The 15,924-nt window shown below is 70.2% G+C and carries 15 protein-coding genes and 1 riboswitch; of the genes, 5 read left to right on the forward strand and 10 right to left on the reverse strand.

Translation table 11 applies throughout. The features are described 5' to 3' along the window. Both murQ and OHT76_RS19835 read left to right on the forward strand, forming a co-directional pair. A complete protein-coding gene (gene murQ / locus OHT76_RS19830) occupies positions 1-936 on the forward strand; it encodes an N-acetylmuramic acid 6-phosphate etherase (RefSeq protein WP_328872190.1) in 936 nt (311 codons plus the stop codon). 15 nt (positions 937-951) lie between these two features. Then, complete coding sequence (locus tag OHT76_RS19835; RefSeq protein WP_328872191.1) at positions 952-2,319, forward strand: PTS transporter subunit EIIC; 1,368 nt, start codon at positions 952-954, stop codon at positions 2,317-2,319. Here the strand turns inward: OHT76_RS19835 and OHT76_RS19840 are convergent. Both OHT76_RS19840 and OHT76_RS19845 read right to left on the reverse strand, forming a co-directional pair. Further along, positions 2,300-2,902: a class I SAM-dependent methyltransferase gene (locus OHT76_RS19840; protein WP_443049926.1), complete on the reverse strand. Its 603-nt coding sequence runs from the start codon at positions 2,900-2,902 to the stop codon at positions 2,300-2,302. The genes OHT76_RS19835 and OHT76_RS19840 overlap by 20 nt on opposite strands. 61 nt (positions 2,903-2,963) lie before the next feature. Beyond that, positions 2,964-3,107, reverse strand: coding sequence for a hypothetical protein (locus OHT76_RS19845; protein WP_328872193.1), 144 nt, complete (start codon positions 3,105-3,107; stop codon positions 2,964-2,966). 88 nt (positions 3,108-3,195) lie between these two features. Here OHT76_RS19845 and OHT76_RS19850 point away from each other — a divergent pair, with 88 nt between their 5' ends. Further along, positions 3,196-4,161: an ankyrin repeat domain-containing protein gene (locus OHT76_RS19850; protein WP_328872194.1), complete on the forward strand. Its 966-nt coding sequence runs from the start codon at positions 3,196-3,198 to the stop codon at positions 4,159-4,161. 58 nt (positions 4,162-4,219) lie between these two features. On the opposite strand, the gene OHT76_RS19855 is transcribed toward OHT76_RS19850, so the two are convergent. The 7 genes from OHT76_RS19855 to thrC all read right to left on the reverse strand — a co-directional run bounded on the left by OHT76_RS19855 (position 4,220) and on the right by thrC (position 12,256). Continuing rightward, on the reverse strand, positions 4,220-5,701 hold the full coding sequence (locus OHT76_RS19855) for an MFS transporter (protein ID WP_328872195.1): 1,482 nt from the start codon (positions 5,699-5,701) through the stop codon (positions 4,220-4,222). A gap of 124 nt (positions 5,702-5,825) precedes the next feature. Further along, the gene (locus OHT76_RS19860; protein WP_328872196.1) at positions 5,826-6,710 is read right to left on the reverse strand and encodes a metallophosphoesterase; all 885 of its coding nucleotides are present in this window, start codon (positions 6,708-6,710) and stop codon (positions 5,826-5,828) included. Positions 6,711-6,754: 44 nt separating this feature from the next. Then, positions 6,755-7,885, reverse strand: a complete 1,131-nt coding sequence (locus OHT76_RS19865; RefSeq protein WP_328872197.1) for an NADH:flavin oxidoreductase — start codon at positions 7,883-7,885, stop codon at positions 6,755-6,757. A gap of 232 nt (positions 7,886-8,117) precedes the next feature. Then, positions 8,118-9,740 carry a chaperonin GroEL gene (gene groL / locus OHT76_RS19870; protein WP_328872198.1) on the reverse strand — a complete coding sequence of 541 codons (1,623 nt, stop codon included), beginning with the start codon at positions 9,738-9,740 and terminating at the stop codon, positions 8,118-8,120. Between the two features lie 323 nt (positions 9,741-10,063). Then, on the reverse strand, positions 10,064-10,267 hold the full coding sequence (locus OHT76_RS19875; RefSeq protein ID WP_010035953.1) for a cold-shock protein: 204 nt from the start codon (positions 10,265-10,267) through the stop codon (positions 10,064-10,066). Positions 10,268-10,697: 430 nt separating this feature from the next. Then, a complete protein-coding gene (locus tag OHT76_RS19880) occupies positions 10,698-10,973 on the reverse strand; it encodes a MoaD/ThiS family protein (RefSeq protein ID WP_250071890.1) in 276 nt (91 codons plus the stop codon). Then, positions 10,970-12,256: a threonine synthase gene (thrC, locus tag OHT76_RS19885; protein ID WP_328872199.1), complete on the reverse strand. Its 1,287-nt coding sequence runs from the start codon at positions 12,254-12,256 to the stop codon at positions 10,970-10,972. Before thrC ends, OHT76_RS19880 begins: the two co-directional genes overlap by 4 nt. 17 nt (positions 12,257-12,273) lie before the next feature. Next, positions 12,274-12,431: riboswitch (SAM riboswitch) on the reverse strand. 159 nt (positions 12,432-12,590) lie between these two features. Between thrC and OHT76_RS19890 the strand changes: the two genes are divergently transcribed. Both OHT76_RS19890 and OHT76_RS19895 read left to right on the forward strand, forming a co-directional pair. Further along, complete coding sequence (locus OHT76_RS19890; protein ID WP_328872200.1) at positions 12,591-13,535, forward strand: glucosyl-3-phosphoglycerate synthase; 945 nt, start codon at positions 12,591-12,593, stop codon at positions 13,533-13,535. A 62-nt stretch (positions 13,536-13,597) separates the two neighbouring features. Beyond that, entirely contained in the window at positions 13,598-15,001 is a 1,404-nt protein-coding gene (locus tag OHT76_RS19895) for an alpha,alpha-trehalose-phosphate synthase (UDP-forming) (RefSeq protein ID WP_328872201.1), read from the forward strand. Here OHT76_RS19895 and OHT76_RS19900 read toward each other — a convergent pair. Next, on the reverse strand, positions 14,998-15,918 hold the full coding sequence (locus tag OHT76_RS19900) for a 1-phosphofructokinase family hexose kinase (RefSeq protein WP_328872202.1): 921 nt from the start codon (positions 15,916-15,918) through the stop codon (positions 14,998-15,000). The two genes, OHT76_RS19895 and OHT76_RS19900, sit on opposite strands and share 4 nt — an antisense overlap. Positions 15,919-15,924: the final 6 nt, after the last annotated feature.

Genomic DNA, 15,924 nt, shown 5'->3' on the forward strand with positions numbered 1-15,924 from the left:
ATGACCTCTACATCCAACCCCCGTGATCTCCGCGCCGAGTTGGAGTCCCTCACCACCGAGGCCTTCCGCCCCGACCTCGCCGATATCGACCGGCTGCCCACGCTCGACATCGCCCGTCTGATGAACGGCGAGGACAGCTCCGTACCGGCCGCCGTGGCCGCGCGGCTGCCGCGGATCGCCGCCGCCATCGACGCGGTGGCCGAGCGGATGGCGCGCGGGGGGCGGCTCGTCTACGCGGGCGCGGGCACCGCGGGGCGGCTCGGGGTGCTCGACGCCTCCGAGTGCCCGCCCACCTTCAACACCGACCCGACGCAGGTCGTCGGCCTGATCGCGGGCGGCCCCGAGGCCATGGTGACCTCGGTCGAGGGCGCCGAGGACTCCAAGGAGCTGGCCCGCGCCGACCTCGACGCGCTCGGGCTCACGCCCCTCGACTCGGTGGTCGGCGTCTCCGCCTCCGGCCGTACTCCGTACGCGATCGGCGCCGTCGAACACGCCCGTGTGCTCGGCGCGTTGACCATCGGCCTGGCCTGCAACGCGGACAGCGCCCTCGCGGCCGCGGCGGAGCATGGCATCGAGATCGTGGTCGGCCCCGAGCTGCTCACCGGGTCCACCCGGCTGAAGTCCGGCACGGCGCAGAAGCTCGTCCTCAACATGATCTCGACGATCACGATGATCCGGCTGGGCAAGACGTACGGGAACCTGATGGTCGACGTACGCGCCTCGAACGACAAGCTGCGCGCCCGCTCCCGCCGTATCGTCGCGCTGGCCACCGGCGCGGACGACGAGGAGATCGAGCGGGCGCTCGCCGCCACCGACGGCGAGGTGAAGAACGCCATCCTGGTGGTGCTGGCCGACGTCGACGGCCCGACGGCCGCCCGCCTTCTGGAGGAGTCCGGCGGCCATCTGCGTGCCGCGCTGGCGGCGGCGGGCGGCTGACCGCAGGCTCGCGGGGTGAGCACCTCGTACCACGACACAGCAGCCGCGATCCTCCCCCTGGTGGGCGGCCCCGCGAACGTCACCTCCGTCGCCCACTGCATGACCCGCCTGCGCCTGGGCCTGGCCGACCGCTCCCTGGTGGACGAGGAGGCGCTGCGGGCGGTGCCCGGCGTTCTCGGGGTGGTCGACGACGACACGTATCAGATCGTGCTGGGGCCGGGGGTGGTGGGACGGGTGACGCCGGAGTTCGAGGCGTTGCTGACCTCCGCGGGTCAACTCGCCCTGAAGGGTGCCGAGTTGAAGGAGGCCCGCAGCGCCCGCAACGCCACTCCCGGCAAGCTTCTGCTCCGCCGGATCGCGAATATCTTCGTCCCCCTCATCCCGGCGCTGATCGGCTGCGGCATCCTGGCGGGGATCAACGGCCTGCTGATCAACCTGGGTCGGCTGACGGGCGTGACCCCCGCGCTGACGGTGCTCGCCGCCGCCTTCATGTCCCTGATCGCGGTGTTCGTCGGCCACAACACGGCGAAGGAGTTCGGCGGCACACCCGTGCTGGGCGGGGCGGTCGCGGCGGTCGTGGTGTACCCGGGGGTGGCGAAGGTGACGGCGTTCGGGGTGACCCTCGCCCCCGGTCAGGGCGGGGTGCTGGGCGCGCTGGCGGCGGCGCTGCTGGGGACGTACGTGGAGAAGTGGTGCCGCAGACGGGTGCCGGGGACGCTGGACGTACTGCTGACCCCGACCGTGACGGTCCTCGTCGCGGGCCTGGCGACCCTCTACGGCCTCATGTACGCGGCCGGCGAGATCTCCACCGCCATCGGCACGGCCGCGAACTGGCTCCTGTCCACGACCGGCGCCTTCGCGGGCCTGATCCTCGGCGGCCTCTTCCTCCCCCTGGTCATGCTGGGCCTGCACCAGGCCCTGATCCCCATCCACACCACCCTGATCGAACAACAGGGCCACACCGTCCTGCTCCCCATCCTCGCGATGGCGGGCGCGGGCCAGGTGGGCGCGGCACTGGCGGTGTACGTCCGCCTCCGCCACGACACATCCATCCGTACGACGATCAAGTCGGCCCTTCCGGCGGGCCTGCTGGGCGTGGGCGAACCGTTGATCTACGGGGTGTCGCTCCCCCTGGGCCGCCCGTTTCTGACGGCCTGCGTGGGCGGGGCGGCGGGCGGGGCGTTCGTCGGCTTCTTCGCGATGCTCGGGGCACAGGTCGGCTCGACGGCGATCGGACCGTCGGGGTGGGCGCTGTTCCCGCTGCTGGCGGGGAGCGCGGGCCTGTGGTCGACGGCGGGGATCTACGCGGGCGGGCTGCTGACGGGGTACGGGGTGGGCTTCGTGACGACGTACGCCTTCGGCCTCAGGACTTCGTCTGCGTGATCCGCCAGAGCCTGCGCGGAAGTTCGCCCTCCTCGAAGGGATGCACCTCGCGGAGGTCCCACCCCTCGGCGAGGGCGTCGACGAGTTCGCGGGAGAAGAAGTGCACCGCGAACCCGCCGTGCTCCCAGATGTCGTCGCCGTGCCCGGTCCCGGCGCCGAAATGGGCGTCCCCGGTGTGCCGGACGGTGTACACGAACACCCCGCCCGGCCGCAGCACCCGCCGCACCTCGCCCACCAGGGCGTGCAGCTCCTCGGTGGACAGGGCCATACAGAGCAGCATGTGCGCGAAGACACCGTCGACGGAGGCGTCGGGGAGGGGCAGAGGCTCGCGTACGTCATGCACGGTGCGCGCGACGCGGAGGCCCTGCGCCCTCGCCGCGTCCCCGAGTTGCTCAAGCGCTACGGCACTGAAGTCGGTGGCGTGCACGGAGAATCCCTCGCGGGCGAGGAAGAGGGCGTCCCGGCCGTGCCCGGCCCCCAGCTCCAGCACATCCTCGGCACCGGCTGTCCGGAAGACGCCGGCGGCATGCACGGCCGGCGCCGAGGGCTCCTCGCCGTACATGCCCGGATGGGAGCCGTACATCCCCTGCCAGTGCGCCCGCTGGTCGTCGCCGAGGTCGTGCTCGTCGTTCACCGTCCGCACGCTACAGCGCGGTGGCCCGCCTGGCCGACCGGCAGGTCCGACCGCAGTTCGCGCACAACCGGTCCGCGAGGCGCAGCGAGCCGCCGCGCTCGGGCACGAGGTCGAACCACTGCCGGTCGGCGGCGGCCGGCCCGCGCACGGTCACCTCTGGCAGGTTCTGCCCCAATGGCAGTTTGTGCCACTTGTCAGTGGGGCCTGCGAGAGTGTGAGAACGCGCTTGGAGGGGGCGGACGATGACGAACGGTCACGGCTGGGACGGCATGGACTACCGGGGCTGGCAGGACCTGGGGGACGTACGGCGGCGCCTCGACGCGGGGGCCGATCCGGAGCGGTGGGGCATGGGCGGCTCCCGGCCGCTGCATCGGGCGGTCGTGTTCGGCTCGCCCGAGGTCGTCGCGGAGCTCGCGGGCCGCGTCCGCGACGTGGACGCGCTGGAGCACGGCGTGACGGCGCTGTGGGAGGCGGTCGTGGCCCGCAAAACGGAGAATGCGCGAGCCCTGGTCGCCGCCGGTGCCGATCCCGGCTGGGTCGGACACGGCGGCTGGACACCGGCCCGCCTCAGCCTCGCCGGCCCCGAGCCGGACCTGTTCCCGCTGCCCGAGGGAGCGCCCGGTCTGACGGACTCCGAGCGCGCGGTGGCGGACGAGGGCCGACGGCTCATATCGGCCGTCGGCGAGTTCCACTACGAAGGGACCGGGCTGGCCTGCGTCGCGGGGATCGACGCCGAGGAGGCCATACGACGGCTGTCGGCGACCCCGGCCGACAGCGAGTTCATGGACGAGCTGACGGAGGACATGTTCAGCTACGACCTGGACGAGACCCTGCGCTTCGTCGGGGTGACGACCGTGCCGGGCGGCTGTGTCGTCACCCAGCCCTGGGGCTACGGCCCACAGCAGCCGGTGGTCATGCGGCTGCTGTCCGAGGGCACCCTGGCCTACGGTCTGTACGCCAACGCCAAGAGCGGCAACCAGGGTTGCGTCTTCCGCGACGGCGTCGGCGAGGGCTGGGACCTGCACCCCGGCGGCGGCCCCTATCCGGAGGACAGCCTCGAGGAGGTGCTCTTCTCGTACGTCTACACCCACAAGGCGGTCGCCTACTGCCTCGCCTACGCCGGTCTGCGCCCGACGGACGCCCGCGCGGTGGTGGGTCCGCCGGACCACTGGGTCGAGCTGCCGGAGCGGGACTACTGGGCGCGATGACGAAGGCCCGCCGATCGCCGCGGGAGGGCGATCGGCGGGCCGAGGCAGGGCCATGGGCTCAGGACTTGGCCGTCGCCTCCGCCGGTGCCGGCGCGCCCTGCGCCGACGCGGCCAGGGTGGCGGCCGGTCGCTGGCGCGGGATGAAGGAGGCGACCGCGAAGGCAAGAAGCGCCGCTCCGGCGCCGACCGCGAGGACCACCTTGAAGCCGTTCTCGGAGGGCAGGGCGTAGCCGCCGAAGTTGGTGGTCATCTGGGCGAGGATGACACCGGCGATGGCGCTCGCCGAGGAGGTGCCGATGGACCGCATCAGGGTGTTGAGGCTGTTGGCGGCGGCCGTCTCGGAGGCGGGCACGGCGCCCATGATGAGGGCGGGCATCGAGCCGTAGGTGAAGCCGATACCGGCGCCGATGACACAGGACACCAGCACGAAGTGCCAGACCTCGGACATGAGGAGGATGTTCAGACCGTATCCGGCGGCCACGATCAGGGCGCCGATCATCAGGGTGACCTTGGGGCCCTTGGCCTTGGAGACGGCCGCCGAGACCGGGGCGGTGGCCATCATGACCAGGCCGGACGGCGCCATGACCAGACCGGCGACCAGCATCGACCTGCCGAGGCCGTAGCCGGTCTGCTCGGGCAGCTGGAGGAGCTGCGGCAGCACCAGGGACATCGCGAACATCGCGAAACCGACGGCGATCGAGGCGAGGTTGGTGACCAGCACCTGACGGCGGGCGGTGGCACGCAGGTCGACCAGCGGCTGCTCGATCCGCAGCTCCCACCAGCCCCACGCCAGCAGGATCACCACGGCCGCGAAGAACAGACCGAGCGTGGTGCCGCTGGTCCAGCCCCAGTCGGCGCCCTTGGAGATACCGAGCAGCAGACAGACCAGGCCCGTCGCCATACCCAGGCCGCCGACGAGGTCGAAGCGGCCTCCGGTGCGGACCTTGGACTCGGGCACGAAGACGAGGACGAGCACGGTGGCGACGGCGCCGAGGGCGGCCGAGGTCCAGAAGAGCATGTGCCAGTCGAAGTTGTCGGCGATCAGCGCGGCGGCGGGCAGACCGAGGGCGCCGCCGATGCCGAGGGAGGCGCTCATCAGGGCGGTGGCGGAGGCGAGGCGTTCGGCGGGCAGCTCGTCGCGCATGATGCTGATGCCGAGCGGGATCACGCCGGAGGCGAGACCCTGGAGCACCCGCCCCATGATCATCGGGATCAGCGAGTCGCTGAGCGCGCACACCAGCGAGCCCGCGACCAGCAGTACGGCGCTGACCAGCAGCATCCGCCGCTTGCCGAACATGTCGCCGAGCCGTCCGACGACCGGGGTGGCCACGGCGGCGGCGAGCAGGGTGGCGGTGACCGCCCAGGCGGTGTCCGAGGCCGGGGCGTCCAGCAGCTTCGGCAGCTCCGGGACGATCGGGATCACGAGGGTCTGCATCAGCGAGACGACGATTCCGGCCAGGGCCAGCACCGCCACCACGGCATTCGTCCTCGGCGGGGCGGAACCCCCCGCCGGGCCGGTCTTGGCAAGGGTGTCGGACATGGCGAAGCCTCCGTCGACAGGGAAGAGCGATTGACTGAGGCAACCGTAAGTCAGTTGATTGACTTAAGCAAGCGCCGCTGGTGGAGGCCGGTACGGCGCGGCCTTGAGGGGCCGCGCCCGGCTCTCAGTCCCGAGGGGCCCGCGCGTCGATGAAGGCCCGGATCCGCTCCTCGCCCAGCTCATGGACGGTCTCGTGGGCCCGCGGATCACGGGCGTGGAGGGTGTGGAAGAGCGGCCCGCTGTCCCCACCAAGTTCGACCAGCGAGGCCGAGGCGCCGCGCACCGCGCGTTCGGTGCCGGGCGGGGCCGTCAGGTCGATGCGGTTGACCACGCCAGGGGTCACCCACACCGGTACGCCCGCCAGGAAGCCGAGCACCTGAAGATGGAAGTGGCCGGTGAGGACGGCCTTGACGTCGGTGCCGCGGATGACGTCGGCAAGGGCCCCCGGGTCCCGCAGACCGAAGGGCCGCTGCACAGGATGATCGAGCGCTACGGGCGGATGATGGAAGGCGAGTACCGTCCCCTCGGCGGCGGGGGTCCGCAACACCTCGCGCAGCCAGTCGAGTTGAGCCTCGCCGAGGTGGCCCCACACCTCCCCCGGTACCAGCGAGTCCAGGGTCACGATCCGCCATCCGCCGACCGTGGTCACGGCCGCCCGTTCCCCGGCGGCGGACTCCAGCGCCGTCTCGGCGCAGTCGCCGCCGTCCACACCCAGATGCCCGCTGCCCAGCACCTTGCCGAAGGCGGCGCGCTCGTCGTGATTGCCGGTGGTGAAGAACACCGGCGCCCCCAGCCCCGCGGCGAACTCCCCCACCAACTCCCGGAGGGCGGCATACGCCTCGACGGCGCCGTCGTCGGCGAGGTCGCCGGTGACCACGACCGCTCCGATGTCCCGCTGGTGCCGCAGCTCGGCGAGCATCAGCCGCAGGGACTCGGTGGCGTTGACTCCGTGCTTGTTGGGCGCGTCGGAGCGGTCGAGGTGGGTGTCGGAGAGATGAAGGATCTTCATCTCCGGAAAACTAGCGGGAGTTGAGGGGGAGGGTCCATAGCGTTTCAGCTCAGGGACTTCAGCGCCGCCGGGTCGTACGGGGCCAGTTCGGTCACCCGGCCCGCCAGGACCTTCTCCGCCCACCGCGGGTCCTGGAGCAGGGCGCGGCCGACGGCCACCAGGTCGAACTCGTCGCGCTCCAGACGGTCCAGGAGGTTGTCGAGGCTGCCCAGCTCGGCACCCTCGCCCTGGAATGCCTTGATGAAGTCGCCGTTCAGGCCGACCGAGCCGACCGTGATGGTGGGCTTGCCGGTCAGCTTCTTCGTCCAGCCGGCCAGGTTGAGGTCCGAGCCCTCGAACTCGGGGAGCCAGTAGCGGCGCGTGGAGGCGTGGAAGGCATCGACACCGGCCGCCACGAGCGGGGCGAGGACGGCCTCCAGCTCCTCGGGGGTCTCGGCAAGGCGGGCGTCGTAGGCGTCCTGCTTCCACTGGGAGTAGCGGAAGATCACCGGGAAGTCGGCCGAGACGGCCGCGCGGACGGCGGCCACGATCTCCGCGCCGAACTTCGTACGGGCCACCGGGTCGCCGCCGTAGGCGTCGGTGCGGCGGTTGGTGCCCTCCCACAGGAACTGGTCGATCAGGTAGCCGTGCGCGCCGTGGAGCTCGACACCGTCGAAGCCGATCCGCTCCACGGCGGCGGCCGCCTCGGCGAACGCGCCGATGACGTCGTCCAGGTCCTGCTGGGTCATCGCCTTGCCGGTGGGCTCCTCGGCGCCGATGCGCAGCCCGGAAGGACCGACGGCAGGGGCCTCGGCGAACGGCGGCTGACCTGCTTGTCGCACCATGCCGATGTGCCAGAGCTGCGGGACGATCGCGCCGCCCGCGGCGTGTACGGCATCGGCGACCTTCGTCCACCCCGCGAGCTGCTCCGCGCCATGGAACCGCGGGATCCGGTCGCTCAGCCCGGCCGACTCATGGCCGACGTACGTACCCTCGGTGACGATCAGCCCGACCCCGGCGGCGGCCCGGCGCGCGTAGTACGACGCCACGTCCTCCCCCGGAATGCCGCCCGGCGAGAACGCTCGCGTCATCGGCGCCATGGCGATGCGATTGGGAACGGTCAGCCCGTTGATCGAAGTAGGACGGGACAGAATCTCAGCGGCGCGCGAGGCGGCTTCGGTGGCGGCGACGGTCATGTGGCAGCTCCTAGGGGTGGTTGATATATGCGCACGCATTGTTGCATGCACTTAAACAACCACCCATGGGCCCTGACACATTCCGCGCACCGAACGCGCCCCATAGGGGCGCGGGGAACTGCGCGACCAGCCCCCACGGCCCGCACCCGCCGAAACACCCGAGGGCGGCACCCCCTGTCGCAACAGGAAGTACCGCCCTCGGTAAGGACGTTGATCAACCGAAACCGGTCGATCAGAAGTCCATGTCACCGCCCGGCATACCGCCCGGAGCAGCCGCAGCAGCCTTCTCCGGCTTGTCGGCAATGACAGCCTCGGTGGTCAGGAACAGCGCAGCGATCGACGCGGCGTTCTGCAGCGCGGAACGCGTCACCTTCGCCGGGTCGATGATGCCCTCGGCGATCATGTCGACGTACTCGCCGGTCGCGGCGTTCAGACCGTGGCCGACGGCCAGGTTGCGCACCTTCTCGACGACGACGCCGCCCTCAAGACCACCGTTGACGGCGATCTGCTTGAGCGGGGCCTCCAGCGCGAGCTTCACGGCGTTGGCGCCGGTCGCCTCGTCACCCTCGAGGTCCAGCTTCTCGAAGACCCGGGAGGCCTGCAGCAGGGCCACGCCACCACCGGCGACGATGCCCTCCTCGACGGCCGCCTTCGCGTTGCGAACGGCGTCCTCGATGCGGTGCTTGCGCTCCTTGAGCTCCACCTCGGTGGCGGCACCGGCCTTGATGACCGCGACACCGCCGGCGAGCTTCGCCAGGCGCTCCTGCAGCTTCTCGCGGTCGTAGTCCGAGTCGCTGTTCTCGATCTCGGCGCGGATCTGGTTGACCCGGCCCTGGACCTGCTCCGAGGAGCCGGAACCGTCGACGATGGTGGTCTCGTCCTTGGTGATGACGACCTTGCGGGCCTTGCCAAGGAGGTCCAGGGAGGTGTTCTCGAGCTTGAGACCGACCTCCTCGGAGATGACCTCGCCACCGGTGAGGATGGCGATGTCGTTCAGCATCGCCTTGCGGCGGTCACCGAAGCCCGGGGCCTTGACGGCGACGGACTTGAAGGTGCCGCGGATCTTGTTGACGACCAGGGTCGACAGGGCCTCGCCCTCGACGTCCTCGGCGATGATCAGCAGCGGCTTGCCCGACTGCATGACCTTCTCCAGCAGCGGGAGCAGGTCCTTGACCGAGGAGATCTTGGAGTTGGCGATCAGGATGTACGGGTCGTCGAGGACGGCCTCCATACGCTCCATGTCGGTGGCGAAGTACGCCGAGATGTAGCCCTTGTCGAAGCGCATACCCTCGGTGAGCTCCAGCTCCAGACCGAAGGTCTGGGACTCCTCGACGGTGATGACGCCTTCCTTGCCGACCTTGTCCATGGCCTCGGCGATGAGCTCGCCGATCTGGGTGTCGGCGGCGGAGATGGAGGCCGTGGAGGCGATCTGCTCCTTGGTCTCGACGTCCTTCGCCTGCTCCAGCAGGGCGGCGGAGACGGCCTCGACGGCCTTCTCGATACCGCGCTTCAGGGCCATCGGGTTGGCGCCGGCGGCGACATTGCGCAGGCCCTCGCGGACCAGCGCCTGGGCGAGAACGGTCGCGGTGGTCGTACCGTCACCGGCGACGTCGTCCGTCTTCTTGGCGACTTCCTTGACCAGCTCGGCGCCGATCTTCTCGTACGGGTCCTCGAGCTCGATCTCCTTGGCGATGGAGACACCATCGTTGGTGATCGTGGGGGCGCCCCACTTCTTCTCGAGGACGACGTTGCGGCCCTTGGGGCCGAGCGTCACCTTCACGGCGTCCGCGAGCTGGTTCATGCCGCGCTCGAGGCCGCGCCGCGCCTCCTCGTCGAACGCGATGATCTTGGCCATGTGAAGTGGTCCCTCCAGGACTGGGGGTGATTCCTTCGGACCGCGCCCGCGCCCGCGACGGACGGCTCGCCTGCCCTGTGGTTCCTTGCCCCACCTGGCCTGCGGGCCTCACCGACCCGGTCCTTCTTTGTCACTCTCACCTTCAGAGTGCTAACGCCAATGATTAGCACTCGGCCCATGCGAGTGCAAGCGGCTCTCGGGGATCGGGCCGCGTCGGGTCGGGGCTCCCCAGGCATGCGGAAGGGCCCGCACCCGAGGGGTTGGGTCCCCGAGGTGCGAGCCCTTCAGCAGAAGACGTCGCTTGCGGTTCGTTGGTCGCGCGTTCAGGCAGAGACGCGAACCATGTCGGCCTGCGGGCCTTTCTGGCCCTGCGAGATCTCGAACTCAACCCGCTGGCCTTCTTCAAGGGTGCGGTAGCCGTCCATCTGGATCGCGCTGTAGTGGACGAAAACATCCGCACCACCGTCGACCGCGATGAAGCCGTACCCCTTCTCCGCGTTGAACCACTTGACGGTGCCCTGAGCCATGCCTAACTCCCCTATTACTGGCCCTTGCACAGATCCACACTTCGCGGATCCGGGTCAGACCTCACCCCCCACGGTTTGGGGGCGTGCGCCGGAACGCGTCGACCGCGGCTGAATGTATCTGTCCAACTGCCGTCTGCAACAGGTCAATCGGACGAGAATTCTGGACGCGCAGGGTCCGGAATGTAGTGAGAATTCGCCCGAATTCAGGGCAAGTCGGGCCCCATAAAGGGAGCATAAGGCGCAAAAGACCCGCACACTTTGGCTACTTCTCGTCGCATACGGAGTCGATACTCATATGCGTCCGGCATGCGGGGAGCAGCAGGTTCCCCAACTGTACCGTGCTCAACCATGCAGAATTGCCCCCTCCGTTTGTCTTACGGAGGGGGCAATTCAATGAACTCTCGGTGACGCACCTTACCGACGGTAACGATCAGCCGCCGGCGACCGCCGGAATGATGGAAACTCCGGCGCCGTCCGGGGTCGCCGTCTCCAGGCCCTGCTCGAAGCGGACGTCGTCGTCATTGACGTACACATTCACGAAGCGGCGCAGCTTGCCCTGGTCGTCCAGGACGCGCGCGGCGATTCCGGTGTGGTTCTTCTCCAGGTCGGCGATGACCTCGGCGAGGGTGCCACCCTCGGCCGTCACCTCGGCGGCACCACCGGTGTAGGTGCGCAGGATGGTGGGGATGCGGACTTTGACGCTCATGAGTCGAGGCCAGCCTCTCGGAAGGAGTCGAGGTTCGGACGGATCGTCGCGGTCAGGCCGGTGCCGGCCACCGCGTCGAGGGTCTTGAGGCCGTCGCCGGTGTTGAGGACGACGGTGGTGAGGGTCGGGTCCAGTACGCCGTTCTCGATCAGCTTGCGCGTCACGCCCACGGTCACGCCACCCGCCGTCTCGGCGAAGATGCCCTCGGTCCGGGCCAGCAGCTTGATCGCGTCGACGACCTGCTCGTCCGTCACGTCCTCCACCGCGCCGCCGGTGCGGCGGGCGATGTCCAGGACGTAGGGACCGTCCGCCGGGTTACCGATGGCCAGCGACTTGGCGATGGTGTTCGGCTTCTGCGGGCGGACGACGTCATGTCCCGCCTTGTAGGCCACCGACACCGGCGAGCACCCCTCGGCCTGCGCGCCGAAGATCTTGTACGGCTTGTCCTCGACGAGCCCGAGCTTGATCAGCTCCTGGAGCCCCTTGTCGATCTTCGTGAGCTGCGAGCCGGAGGCGATCGGGACGACGATCTGGTCGGGCAGCCGCCAGCCGAGCTGCTCGCAGATCTCGTACGCCAGGGTCTTGGACCCCTCCGCGTAGTACGGCCGCAGATTGACGTTGACGAAGCCCCAGCCCTCGCCGGCCGGGTCGCCGATCAGCTCGGAGCAGAAACGGTTCACGTCGTCGTAGTTGCCCTCGATGCCGACGAGCTCACCGCCGTAGACCGCGGCCATGACGACCTTGCCCTGCTCCAGGTCGTGCGGGATGAACACGCAGGAGCGGAAGCCGGCGCGGGCGGCGGCGGCGCCGACGGCACCGGCCAGGTTGCCCGTGGAGGAGCAGGAGAGGGTCGTGAAGTTGAAGGCGCGGGCGGCCTCGATGGCCTGCGCGACCACGCGGTCCTTGAAGGAGTGCGTCGGGTTGCCGGAGTCGTCCTTGACGAAGAGCTTGCCGGCCTCGACACCCAGCTCGCGGCCGAGGTTGTCGGCCTGGACGAGCTTGGTCCAGCCGGGGTTGATGTTGGGCTTGTCCGCCACGTCCGCCGGAACGGGCAGCAGCGGCGCATAGCGCCAGATGTTCGCGGGTCCCGCCTCGATGCGCTTGCGGAGCTCCTCCGTGTCGTATCCGGAGAAGTCGTACGCGATCTCGAGCGGGCCGAAACACTCCTCGCAGGCGAAGACCGGGCCGAGGGGCACACGGTGGCCGCACTCGCGGCAGCTCAGCGCGGCGGCGGGGCCGAGGTCTACGGTGTTCGTGGTGCTTGCAACAGTCTGCACAGCCATGGAGGCGAGGCCCTTTCTCCTCATCTTCCTCACGACGCACTTCGCCGTGAGACGGATTTGGCACCTTCCCTAGTCGGGAGCCTCGCGGAGAACGATCAACACTGATCTACGAGTACCGACTGGAGGGTTGCCGGGGCTTCATCGGGCCGTATCCCTCTGCCCCTCTGGATGAGCGGTATGTAGTTGTAGACGCAAACAACCCCCGACATGCGATGGTCATCAGCGTTGTTCAAGACTGTAACCGAAGGCCAGGACAGTTGAGATAGACGTCCGAACCGCGAGATGGATCACACAGGATCCCGTCCCTATCTCCGTCAGTGAGGAGCCGCAGACTGTGCTGGAAGAAGCCGAGCGCTGGCTGAGCACCCGCTCCTGGTCCGTGACCGACCGCCCGCTCCACCAGATCCTGGCCGCGAAACGCAGCTCGGGCCAGACGGTCTCCGTCGTGCTGCCCGCGCTCAATGAAGAGGAGACGGTCGGCGACATCGTCGCCGTCATCCGGCATGACCTGATGCAGCAGGTCCCGCTGGTCGACGAGATAGTCGTCGTCGACTCCGGATCGACCGACCGCACCTCCGAGGTCGCCGCGGCGGCCGGGGCGACGGTCGTGCACCGGGACGCGATCCTGCCCCGCCTGCCCGCCGTGCCCGGCAAGGGCGAGGTGCTCTGGCGCTCGCTGCTGGTCACCCGCGGCGACATCGTCTGTTTCATCGACGCGGACCTGAAGGAGTTCTCCTCGGACTTCGTCTCGGGGATCGTCGGCCCGCTCCTCACCGACCCCGGCGTCGACCTGGTCAAGGCGATGTACGACCGACCGCTCGGGCAGGCGGCGGGCCAGGGCGGCCGGGTCACCGAGCTGATGGCCCGCCCGCTGCTGAACATGCACTGGCCGCAGCTCGCCGGCTTCGTCCAGCCGCTCGGCGGGGAGTACGCGGCCCGCCGCTCCCTGCTGGAACAGCTCCCCTTCCCCGTCGGCTACGGCGTCGAGCTCGGCATGCTGATCGACGCGCTGCACCTGGTGGGTCTGGACGCGCTGGCCCAGGTCGACGTGGGGGTGCGCAAGCACCGGCACCAGGACGGACAGGCGCTCGGCCGGATGTCCGCCGCGATCTACCGCACGGCCCAGCTCAGGCTGGCCCGCGGCCATCTGATCCGCCCTTCGCTGACCCAGTTCGACCGCGGCGAGGACGGTTTCGAGCCACGGACGTACTCGGTGGACACCGAGGAGCGGCCGCCCATGGTGGAGATCGCGGAGTACGCGCACCGCAAGGTGGCGTAACCCACGTCTCGTGGGGCGGCTCGTACGTTTGAGCGTTTACGGCACGGGCTAGGTTGGAGCACATGGCTTCCACGCACGTGGCTTCCGCACACGGTGCCGCTCAGGTGCTGGTCGCGTCGAATCGCGGCCCGGTCTCCTACGAGGTCCAGGAGGACGGCTCGCTGCGCACCAAGCGCGGGGGCGGCGGACTGGTGTCGGGCCTGTCGGCCATCGGCCCGGACGCCGGTGCCCTGTGGGTGTGCTCGACGCTGTCCGACGGCGACCGCGAGGCGGTGCGGCGCGGGGAGGGCGAGTCCGGCGTACGGATGCTCGACATCCCGGCGGACGTGCACGCCGACGCGTACAACGGCATCGCGAACTCGGTGCTCTGGTTCGTCCACCACATGCTGTACCAGACGCCGCTGGAGCCCGTCTTCGACGCGGAGTTCCAGCGCCGGTGGGCGTCGTACGAGACCTACAACCGCGCGTTCGCCGAGGCGCTCGCCGAGGAGGCGGCCGCGGGGGCGGCGGTGCTGGTGCAGGACTACCACCTGTGCCTGGTGCCGGGGATGCTGCGCGAGCAGCGCCCGGACCTGCGTATCGGCCACTTCTCTCATACGCCGTGGGCGCCGGTGGACTACTTCCGGATGCTGCCCGACGACATCCGGTCCCAGCTCATGAGCGGAATGCTCGGCGCCGACCGCCTCGGCTTCCTCACCCGGCGCTGGGCGGACGCGTTCACCGCGTGCTGTGCGGAGCAGGGCGGGCTCGGCGGCACCGAGATCGGCGTGCACGGCCTTGGCGCGGACGCGGACTTCCTGCGCAAGCGGTCCCACGAGCGGGACGTCGAGGAACGGATGACGGCGCTGCGGGAGGAGATCGGCGGCCCGGACCGGAAGACGATCGTCCGGGTCGACCGCACCGAGCTGTCGAAGAACATCGTGCGCGGACTGCTGGCATACCGGCAGCTCCTCGACGACCGCCCCGAGTGGCGGGAACGGGTCGTGCACGTGGCGTTCGCCTACCCCTCCCGACAGGACCTGGCGGTGTACCGCGACTACACGGCGGAGGTGCAGCGCCTCGCGGAGGAGATCAACTCCTCTTATGGCACCCCGGGTTGGACCCCGGTAGTCCTCCACGTCAAGGACGACTTCGCCCGCTCCCTGGCCGCGTACCGGCTCGCCGACGTGGCCCTCGTCAACCCCATCCGGGACGGCATGAACCTCGTCGCGAAGGAGGTGCCGGTCGTCTCCGACGAGGGGTGCGCGCTGGTGCTGTCGCGGGAGGCGGGGGCGTACGAGGAGCTCGGCGAGGACGCGATCGTGGTGAACCCGTACGACGTCCTGGACACCGCGCGTGCCCTGCACGAGGCCCTCACTCTGCCGCCCCACGAACGAGCCGAGCGCACCAAGCGCCTCGCCGCGGCGGCCACGGCGCTGCCGCCGGGGCAGTGGTTCATGGAGCAGTTGCGGGCGTTGCGCGCTTAAGCGGCCATTCCTTCGGGGCTCACCAAAACCCGCCCCAGCAGCTCCTCGTACGCCCGCCCGTCGAACTCCCCCGCCGCCGGCGCCAGCACGCTCGCCGCGGACAGGGCTGTCGCGCGGGCCAGGCGGTCCGGCCAGGGGAGCCCCTCGGCCAGGCCCGACAGCAGGCCGGCGACCGCCGCGTCGCCCGCGCCCGTCGGGTTGCCGTGCAGTGTGGCGGGAGGGGTCGCGCGCCAGCGGCCCTCGAGGGTGTGGGCGAGGAGGCCGTCGGCGCCGAGGGAGGCGACGACCGTGTGGGCGCCGCGGCGGCGGGCGTCCTGGGTCGCGCGCAACGGCTCGTGGGAGCCGGTGAGTTCGGCCAGCTCGTCGGCGTTGGGCTTGATGATGTCGGGGCGGGCGGCGACGGCCCGGCGCAGGGGTTCGCCGCTGGTGTCCAGCAGTACGGGAACGCCCGCGGCGCGTGCCGCGCGGACCAGGCCCGCATAGGCGCCGACCGGGACTCCCGGAGGGAGGCTGCCGCACAGGGCCACCGCGTCGGCGGACGCGAGCAGACCGTCGTAGGACTTCTGGAAGGCGGACCACTCGGCGGGCGTGACGAGCGGGCCCGGTTCGTTGAGCTGAGTCGTGTCACCGGTCAGGTCGTCGACGACCGCGATGGTGCGGCGGGTGGCGCCGGAGAGTGGGACGAGGGCATCCACGACCCCCGTGAGCCGCTCGCGTACTACACGGCCCGTGGCGCCGCCCACGAAGCCGGTAGCCGTCACCTCGTGGCCGAGGGCCGCCAGCACCCGCGCCACGTTCAGGCCCTTGCCGCCGGGGCGTTCGAGGACCTCGGAGACCCGGTGGGAGGCGTGCGGGCGCAACGCCCGTACGCGATAAGTGATGTCGAGAGCGGTGTTCAGCGTGACCGTGAGGATCACCCGGGC

Source organism: Streptomyces sp. NBC_00287 (assembly GCF_036173105.1).
Taxonomy (GTDB): Bacteria; Actinomycetota; Actinomycetes; order Streptomycetales; family Streptomycetaceae; genus Streptomyces.

Bases quoted from the DNA above. Each gene is read 5' to 3' on its own strand.
- OHT76_RS19850 (WP_328872194.1), top strand. From the start codon at position 3,196: ATGACGAACGGTCACGGCTGGGACGGCATGGACTACCGGGGCTGGCAG.
- OHT76_RS19855 (WP_328872195.1), bottom strand. From the start codon at position 5,701: ATGTCCGACACCCTTGCCAAGACCGGCCCGGCGGGGGGTTCCGCCCCG.
- OHT76_RS19865 (WP_328872197.1), bottom strand. From the start codon at position 7,885: ATGACCGTCGCCGCCACCGAAGCCGCCTCGCGCGCCGCTGAGATTCTG.
- groL (WP_328872198.1), bottom strand. From the start codon at position 9,740: ATGGCCAAGATCATCGCGTTCGACGAGGAGGCGCGGCGCGGCCTCGAG.
- OHT76_RS19880 (WP_250071890.1), bottom strand. From the start codon at position 10,973: ATGAGCGTCAAAGTCCGCATCCCCACCATCCTGCGCACCTACACCGGT.
- murQ (WP_328872190.1), top strand. From the start codon at position 1: ATGACCTCTACATCCAACCCCCGTGATCTCCGCGCCGAGTTGGAGTCC.
- OHT76_RS19895 (WP_328872201.1), top strand. From the start codon at position 13,598: ATGGCTTCCACGCACGTGGCTTCCGCACACGGTGCCGCTCAGGTGCTG.
- OHT76_RS19860 (WP_328872196.1), bottom strand. From the start codon at position 6,710: ATGAAGATCCTTCATCTCTCCGACACCCACCTCGACCGCTCCGACGCG.
- OHT76_RS19875 (WP_010035953.1), bottom strand. From the start codon at position 10,267: ATGGCTCAGGGCACCGTCAAGTGGTTCAACGCGGAGAAGGGGTACGGC.
- OHT76_RS19840 (WP_443049926.1), bottom strand. From the start codon at position 2,902: ATGTACGGCTCCCATCCGGGCATGTACGGCGAGGAGCCCTCGGCGCCG.
- thrC (WP_328872199.1), bottom strand. From the start codon at position 12,256: ATGGCTGTGCAGACTGTTGCAAGCACCACGAACACCGTAGACCTCGGC.